Here is a 7,203-nt window from a genome sequence, read left to right as displayed (position 1 = left end):
CTTCGGCTGCTGGGCCATCGGCGGTGAGTGGCAGGACCGCGACGGCAATCCGCTCGGCTGGGGCAAGGTGGACGACGAGCAGTCCGTCGCCGCGCTCCACCGGGCGCTCGACCTCGGTATCACCTTCTTCGACACGGCCGATGTGTACGGTACGGGCCACAGCGAACGCGTCCTGGGCCGGGCGCTGCGCGGGCGGCGGGACGAGGTCGTCGTCGGGACCAAGTGGGGCAACACCTTTGACGAGGCCACCCGCACGCTCACCGGCTCCGACGCCACGCCCGCGTACGCCCGGCGGGCGCTGACCGCCTCACTGCGCCGCCTCGGCACGGAGTACATCGACCTCTACCAACTCCACCTCTCCGACGCGCCGTTCGCGTCGGCCGCCGAACTCCGCGACGCCTGCGAGGAGTTCGTACGCGAGGGCCTGATCCGTACGTACGCCTGGTCGACAGACGATCCCGAGCGGGCGGCGCTGTTCGCGGAGGGCGAGCACTGCGCGGCCGTGCAGCACGCCTGCAATGTGCTGGAGGACGCACCGGAGATGCTCGCGCTCTGCGCGGAGCACGACCTCGCCAGTATCAACCGCAGCCCGCTCGCGATGGGCCTGCTCACCGGAAAGCACGGTTCCGGCAGCCGGAGCGCCTCCGGCGACATCCGGGCCGTACCGCCCGCGTGGCTGCGGTGGTTCGGCGAGGGCGGCGTCCCAACGCCGGAGTGGGCGGCGCGGGTGGAGGCCGTACGGTCCGTCCTCACCAGCGACGGCCGGACCTTGGCGCAGGGCGCCCTCGCCTGGCTCTGGGCCCGCAGCCCGCACACGGTGCCGATCCCGGGATTCCGCTCGGTCGCCCAGGCGACGGAGAACGCGGCAGCCCGCGCCTACGGCCCGCTGCGCGCCGACCAGTTGACGGAGATCCGAACGGCACTGACGACAGCCGGCTAGCCCGCGAGCCGGCTGGAGCGTGACGTTTCACCGAAGGTCCGAGGAAGGCACGAACCGCCTCCATGGACTGGCCCGACACGTAGACGCCACAGGGCGTGCCGATCCGGGCCGCGACACAACGACACAACGGCGCAACGACACAATGGACCGTGTCCGACGCGGTCAGCGGCGCCGCAGTGACGGATCGAGCAGGGCGGGCGGGGTGTCGAACTTCTCGTCGGCGGCGAGGTCGGTGCCGGGAGCGACGATGGCGTCGATCGCGTCGAGTATGTCGGCGGAGAGCACGGTGTCCGCGGCGGCGAGTTGTGAGTGCAGATGGTCCAGTGTGCGAGGGCCGATGAGCGCGCTGGTCACGCCGGGATGCGCGGTCACGAATCCGAGCGCGAGCTGGATCATCGTCAGGCCGGCCTCGTCGGCGACCTCGGCCAGCCGCTCGACGGCGTCGAGCCTGGCCCGGTTGGCGGGAATGGCGGTGTCGAAGCGCTGTGGCATGATCCTTGAGCGACTGGTGGTGACTCCCCGGCCCTCGCGGATCGCGCCCGACAGCCAGCCCGAGGCCAACGGGCTCCACACCAGCACACCGAGCCCGTACTGCTCGGTCACGGGCAGCACATGGGTCTCGATACCGCGTTGCAGGATCGAGTAGCTGGGCTGTTCGGTGACATAACGGCTCAGGTGATGCTCACGGGCGGCCCACTGGGCCTGCACGATGCGGTACGCGGGGAACGTCGAGGAGCCGAAGTAGCGGATCTTTCCCGCGCGTTGCAGGTCCGTCAGCGCCGACAGCGTCTCCTCGTCGCTGGTGCGCGGGTCCCAGCGGTGGATCTGGTAGAGATCGACATAGTCGACACCGAGCCGGCGCAGGCTGTTGTCCAGCTCGGCGACCAGCCAGCGGCGCGAGCTGCCCTGGTGGTTGCGCTCGTCGCCCATCGGCATGTTCGCCTTCGTGGCCAGCACGATGTCGTCGCGGCGGCCCGCGATGGCTTTGCCGACCATCTCTTCCGACTCGCCGTCGCTGTACATGTCGGCGGTGTCGATGACGTTGATCCCGCCTTCGAGAGCGGCGTCGACGATGGCGGTGGCCTCGTCCTGGGTGGTGCGCCCGATCGTGCCGAAGTTCATCGCGCCGAGCGAGAGTGAGCTGACCTGCACACCGGTGCGGCCCAAGGTGCGGTACTGCATGACCGTATTCCTCCATGCGTGGTTTGGTCGTCGGGCCCCGGCTCTGGCATCATGAGCAAACGGAACCTCGTTCCGTTAACGATACGGAACGTTGTTCCGTTTGGCTAGTCCGGGTGGCGAAGGGAGCGGCGCGGTGAACGGCGGCGACGAGGGCGCAGGGCGCGCGGCCCGGTCCAGGCGGGCGGACGCCCGGCGTAACGAGGAGACTCTGCTCGACGCGGCTGCCGAGGTCTTCGTCACCTCCGGCGTGGAGGCGCCGGTACGCGACATCGCGGCCAAGGCCGGCGTCGGCGTGGGCACGATCTACCGCCACTTCCCGACGCGCGCGGACCTCATCATCGCCGTCTACCGGCACCAGGTCGAAGCCTGCGCCGAGGCCGGTCCTGCCCTGCTGGCGAGCAGCGCGACTCCGCACGCCGCACTGGCGCGCTGGATCGATCTCTTCGTCGATTTCCTGGTCACCAAGCACGGACTCGCCGCCGTGCTCCAGTCCGGCGACACCGGCTTCGACACGCTGCACGCCTATTTCCTCGACCGCCTCGTGCCCGTGTGCGCCCAACTGCTCGACGCCGCGGTCGCCGCCGGTGAAATCCGCTCCGACGTGGATGCCCTCGTACTCATGCACGGCGTCGGGAACCTCTGCATCGGCGCCGAGCGCGACACTCGCTACGACGCGCGCCGCATGGTCGAACTGCTGATCGCGGGACTGCGTCAACCGCATTTGACCTGATGCTCGAACGGCGGCCCGATACGGCTACCGCGGGTGCACGGCGTAGGTCAGGTGCGTCACCCGCGACGACGGCTCCGAACGGACCGGCTCCAGCGCGATTCTGGACGCGTCCACGCCGTCGAACAGGCGGGTGCCGGCGTCCAGCCGGTCGAAACTCTCGTTCCAGAACCGCTCGAATCCGCCGGCCCACTCGTGGACCGGCCGCAGCCCGCGGGCGTCCAGGCCGTAGAGGCGCTGCTTGCCCGCCCCGCGGACCCGCACCAGCCCCACCTCCCGGAGCACCCGCAGATGCTTGGACGCCTGCGGCTGGCTCATCCCCAGCTCCTGGGCCAGGTCGGTCACCGGCCGCTCACCCGCCCGCAGCAGCACCAGGATGTTCCGGCGCTGCGGCTCGGCGATCGCGTTGAACGCGTCCGACGTCGTCGCTGCTCGTGCCATGGCAGCCATCGTATTCCCATATCGGAATACGTCAAGCCGACTGGGCGCCGACCTCGTCAAACCGATTGACGGTGGCCGCATAATCTCTGTCATGGGGACGGACATCAGCGGCTTTGTCGAGTGCCGGGCATGGCACCTCCACGAGGAGGGCGAGGACTCGGTCTGGCGAGCCGCCATCGACCTTTTCTTTCTCAACATCGACAAGGACTACGACGCGTTCGGCTGTCTCTTCGGAGTCCGTAACTACGCCAACTTCCGGCCGCTGGCCGCGGATCGTGGGCTTCCGGCCGATGCGTCCGAGACCGTACGTGCTGAACTCGACCGGTTCGCCCACCACAGCACCACCTGGATCACCTGGGCCGAGCTGAAGGGAGTCGACTGGGACGAGCCGGCCGAGAAGGCCGACAACCGACTCCATCAATACCGGCAGACCGCGCATGGGCTCAGGCTGGTGGGGAAGGCCGCCTGGAGCCCTCGGTTCGCTCAAGCCGTCGGCCTCCCTGAACAAGCGCGGGGCCAAGCTCAGGAGTGGCCCGAGGGAAGCGAATGGCTCATCGGCGACACCCTGTACAGATCCGTGAGGATCCGCCGCCGAGACGCCGTTCCGGAAACCGGTGAGTGGAAACCGGTCTGGACTGTCATGGAGGCGCTCGCCTCGCGGCATGGTGACGAGAACGTCCGACTCGTCGTCTGGTTCGACGACTGAGTGGACCTCACCCGGCATTCGCGCCTGGTCTGTTCAGGCGGTCAGCGCACGCGGTGGTCGCGCTCCTCCAGTCCCAACTCCCACGAGCCATCTATCAGCTGGTGGTTCATCAGAGAACTGCTCTTGACGTTGCCGATTCCCATCCAGCCGGATCCGCAGGCCACGACCGGGGTCGTGGCTCGCTCGTGCGCCGGGGTCAGTTGGCGGTGACGTGGGTGGTGCTGATGTAGGCGGTGAAGGAGGTGAAGGCGGCCGGGGCGATGGTGAAGACCGGGCCTTCGGGGATCTTCGAGTCGCGTACGGCTACGGCGGCGGGGCAGGCGGCGACCTCGACGCACTGGCCGCCGGTGTCGCCGCTGTGGCTCGACTTGCGCCAGGTGGCGCCAACCGGTGCACACTCGACGCAGTCTCCGCCGGTGCTGCTGCTGTAGCTCGACTTACGCCACTGTGCCCCGATCAGGTTCAGCTTGCTCTCCATAACGCTCCTCCATCACGCGGGCGATCAGTTCCGCCGAGTCTTTGACAGAGAGCGCGGCGGCCTGAAGGTGATGGTAACGGAGCGAACGGGCCCTGACAGCTTGAGGATCGGCCGTCGCATGCCCGGTCTCGTAGTTCTCGCTGTAGGCGATATCCGGGTCATCCTCGAAGCGGAGGATGTTGAAGGAGCCCGGAAGTCCAGCGTGCTCTCCGGCCGAGAGAGGCAGTATCTGGATCTGGACCCACCCCGTGTCCTTGAAGGACAGCAGATGCGCGAGTTGGTTCCGCATGACCTCACGCCCGCCGATCGGCCGCAACAGCACCGCCTCGTCCAGCACGACCCAGACGAGCGGCGGATTCTTCCGCTTCAGAGCCTGCTTGCGATTCATCCGCGCTGCGACCAGGTCTTCGAGGTTGTCCCTCCACTCGGTGGCCAGCACCGCCCGCGCGTACTCCTCCGTCTGGAGCAGTCCGTACACGACCTGCGTCTGGAAGGTGCAGATGTGCGCTGCCCTCGCTTCCATCTCCGCGTACGGCTGGAACCACGACGGCAGTTGGCTCTTCAGCACCAGCGGCAGCAGCCGCGTAAAGGTGCCTCCCGTGTTCAGCGCCGCGTCAACCGCCTCCGAGAACTGCCTCGTCGGCACCTTGTGTGTGGTTTCGATCTGGCCGATCAGGGAGCCGGTACAGAAGATGATGTCTCCGAGCTGCCTCTGATTGAGGCCGGCCGCTTCACGCAGTCGCCGTAGCTCGCTGCCGTAATAGGCAAGAGGTGAAGCGCTCGGATCCAGTTCGCGAGTGTTCGTCGTCACGCGAGTGTTCTTCAAGGGAGCCTCCAACGACACGAAGGGTTCTTGGTTGGTAGCCCACGGTAGTGGCTCGATTGCGCTCTTGGGCGTGAATCCGGGCGAACCGTGCAACGCGACCAGCCGTTGGAGACTCAGGACCGTAAGTGCCCACCCTGGCCTGTAGGTTGAGCTTGAGCTTTACTCTCGGTGATTATTCAGGTCCTGTCCGGGATACGGGCGCCCGTCCCGCTCACTCGGACGCGCGAGTCGCCCGCCCGTAGCTCCACCGTCAGAACGCCAGGTCGGCCCATGTCGTCGCCCTGGTGGAGAGTGAGCACCGACTCCTCGGGTACCAGGCCGAGTTCACGGGCGTACGCGCCGAACGCCGCCGCCGCGGCGCCGGTCGCCGGATCCTCCACGACACCGCCCACCGGGAACGGGTCACGGACATGGAAGACCGCCGCAGACTCACGCCAGACGAGCTGAAGGGTCGTCAGATCGGCTCGTCGCATCAAGGTTTCGAGCCGCTGGAAGTCGTACGAGAGGTCCGCCAGCCGTTCCCGGCTCGCCGCGGCGAGGACGAGGTGGCGCGCTCCCGCGAAGGCGATACGAGGCGGCAGGGCCGGGTCGAGATCACCGGTCGGCCAGCCGAGGGCGGCGAGCGCTTCCCGTACGTCCGGCTCGTCCGCGTCGGCGACGTACGGTACGACGCTGGTGAGCGTGGCCCGCGGCGCGCCGTCCTCGTCGGCGGGCGTGACCGTCACCGGTACGGTTCCGGCGCGCGTCGCGAAGACCAGGTCTCCGGGGCCCATACGCTCGGCCAGGGCGACGGCGGTGGCGATGGTGGCGTGCCCGCAGAACGGGACCTCCGCCTTGGGACTGAAGTAGCGGACGGTGAACGCGCGGCCCGGCTCGCCGAGGCCCTCCGGCGGCGCGGTCAGAAACGCGGTCTCGCTGTAGCCCACCTCCGCGGCGATCGCGAGCAGTTCGTCGTCCGCGAGCCCGGACGCGTCCAGCACGACACCGGCCGGGTTGCCGCCGTTGGGATCGGCGGAGAAGGCGGTGTACCGGAGGACCTCGGCGGGCTCCGTACGGCGGTCGGGCGCGGGGGCTGGGTGCTGGCTCATACCTGCGCCAACGGCTCAGACGCCCGGACGCGTTCCCGGGGCCCAGCTCGGCGGGTCCGTCCGGCTGCCGGTCCGTCCGGGGGTGCCGGTCCGTACCGTACGGCTGGAGGATCGTCCTCGATCGCCGGACGGGCTGTTTCAGCCTCTCCCCACGTACGGCATCGTCGTCGCCATCACCGTCGCGAACTGGACGTTCGCCTCCAGCGGCAGTTCCGCCATGTGCAGGACCGTCGTGGCCACATCCGATACGTCCATGACCGGCTCCACCGCGAGTTCGCCGTTCGCCTGCTTCACGCCTCGCCGCATCCGTTCCGTCATATCGGTCGCCGCGTTGCCGATGTCGATCTGGCCGCAGGCGATGCGGTACCGACGGCCGTCCAGGGAGAGCGACTTGGTGAGGCCGGTCATGGCGTGCTTCGTGGCGGTGTACGCGACGGAGTCGGGCCGTGGCGCGTGCGCGGAGACCGAGCCGTTGTTGATGATCCGGCCGCCCTGCGGGTTCTGGGCCTTCATCAGCCGGAATGCCGCCTGCGCGCAGAGGAACGCGCCGGTGAGGTTCGTGTCCACGACCTTCTGCCAGGCCGACAGCGGCAGATCCTCCAGTGCGATGCCGCCAGGCCCGAAGGTGCCCGCGTTGTTGAAGAGGAGGTCGAGCCGTCCGTAGCGCTCGTGCACGGCGGCGAACAGGGCGTCCACGTCGGCAGGTTGGGACACGTCCGTACGTACGGTCAGTACGTGGCTGTCGTCCGGTGCGTCGTCCGGTGCGTCGCCTGCCGGTGCGTCGGCCGGCCCCGCGCCGCCGCGGGCGGCGCTCA

General features: G+C 68.7%; 10 protein-coding genes. 3 read left to right on the top strand and 7 right to left on the bottom strand.

Features of this window, described 5'->3' with window-relative positions; translation table 11 throughout:
* Window positions 1-940 (top strand): aldo/keto reductase (locus tag GA0115259_RS34195; protein ID WP_093604109.1); only part of this gene is annotated, 940 nt, incomplete at its 5' end.
* A 162-nt stretch (window positions 941-1,102) separates the two neighbouring features.
* Here the strand turns inward: GA0115259_RS34195 and GA0115259_RS34190 are convergent.
* Window positions 1,103-2,122, bottom strand: coding sequence for an aldo/keto reductase (locus tag GA0115259_RS34190; RefSeq protein ID WP_093604107.1), 1,020 nt, complete (start codon window positions 2,120-2,122; stop codon window positions 1,103-1,105).
* A gap of 133 nt (window positions 2,123-2,255) precedes the next feature.
* On the opposite strand from GA0115259_RS34190, the gene GA0115259_RS34185 reads away from it, so the two are divergent.
* Window positions 2,256-2,852: a TetR/AcrR family transcriptional regulator gene (locus GA0115259_RS34185; protein WP_093604105.1), complete on the top strand. Its 597-nt coding sequence runs from the start codon at window positions 2,256-2,258 to the stop codon at window positions 2,850-2,852.
* 24 nt (window positions 2,853-2,876) lie between these two features.
* On the opposite strand, the gene GA0115259_RS34180 is transcribed toward GA0115259_RS34185, so the two are convergent.
* Entirely contained in the window at window positions 2,877-3,290 is a 414-nt protein-coding gene (locus GA0115259_RS34180) for an ArsR/SmtB family transcription factor (protein ID WP_237540698.1), read from the bottom strand.
* Window positions 3,291-3,381: 91 nt separating this feature from the next.
* On the opposite strand from GA0115259_RS34180, the gene GA0115259_RS34175 reads away from it, so the two are divergent.
* Window positions 3,382-3,996, top strand: coding sequence for a hypothetical protein (locus tag GA0115259_RS34175; RefSeq protein ID WP_093604103.1), 615 nt, complete (start codon window positions 3,382-3,384; stop codon window positions 3,994-3,996).
* Window positions 3,997-4,037: 41 nt separating this feature from the next.
* Here the strand turns inward: GA0115259_RS34175 and GA0115259_RS42425 are convergent, their stop codons facing one another.
* From GA0115259_RS42425 to GA0115259_RS34155, 5 genes are all read right to left on the bottom strand, one after another.
* Window positions 4,038-4,160, bottom strand: a complete 123-nt coding sequence (locus tag GA0115259_RS42425) for a hypothetical protein (protein ID WP_256098270.1) — start codon at window positions 4,158-4,160, stop codon at window positions 4,038-4,040.
* Window positions 4,161-4,192: 32 nt separating this feature from the next.
* Window positions 4,193-4,474, bottom strand: a complete 282-nt coding sequence (locus GA0115259_RS34170) for a DUF397 domain-containing protein (RefSeq protein ID WP_093604101.1) — start codon at window positions 4,472-4,474, stop codon at window positions 4,193-4,195.
* Window positions 4,434-5,318, bottom strand: coding sequence for a helix-turn-helix domain-containing protein (locus tag GA0115259_RS34165; RefSeq protein ID WP_093604099.1), 885 nt, complete (start codon window positions 5,316-5,318; stop codon window positions 4,434-4,436). Before GA0115259_RS34165 ends, GA0115259_RS34170 begins: the two co-directional genes overlap by 41 nt.
* A 158-nt stretch (window positions 5,319-5,476) precedes the next feature.
* A complete protein-coding gene (locus GA0115259_RS34160) occupies window positions 5,477-6,388 on the bottom strand; it encodes a PhzF family phenazine biosynthesis protein (RefSeq protein ID WP_093604097.1) in 912 nt (303 codons plus the stop codon).
* A 138-nt stretch (window positions 6,389-6,526) separates the two neighbouring features.
* On the bottom strand, window positions 6,527-7,203 hold a 677-nt coding region (locus tag GA0115259_RS34155), incomplete at its 5' end, for an SDR family oxidoreductase (RefSeq protein WP_107469350.1).

Origin of the sequence: Streptomyces sp. MnatMP-M17, assembly GCF_900091995.1 — a bacterium.
Taxonomy (GTDB): Bacteria; Actinomycetota; Actinomycetes; order Streptomycetales; family Streptomycetaceae; genus Streptomyces.
This window is presented reverse-complemented; position numbering and strand designations above follow the sequence as displayed.